General features: G+C 59.6%; 1 pseudogene. It reads right to left on the minus strand.

The window, feature by feature from the left end:
• Positions 1-228 (minus strand): annotated as a pseudogene (gene katE / locus SB756_RS36530) (catalase HPII); the annotation flags it as partial.

Below are 228 nucleotides of genomic sequence, written 5' to 3' on the forward strand. Positions count from 1 at the left end.
TCACAAAGGCATCCACGGTCTTCTGGTCATCCCCCAGCAGCAGGCCCTTGTCTTCCTTGAGCCCCAAGCTATCCAGCAACGCCTTGCCTTCCTTGGCCAGCGCGATCGCCTTCAGATGCTTGTAACCCTCTAGCAGGAAGTGCTTGGCCAGCCCACTGGCACCCAACGCATCCAACGACGCCTTGCCAGCCGGCACCACAATGCCGTCGAACATGATCGATGGCATGC

The sequence above is a fragment of the Pseudomonas sp. SIMBA_068 genome, from assembly GCF_046534705.1.
GTDB classification, from domain to species: Bacteria; Pseudomonadota; Gammaproteobacteria; order Pseudomonadales; family Pseudomonadaceae; genus Aquipseudomonas; species Aquipseudomonas putida.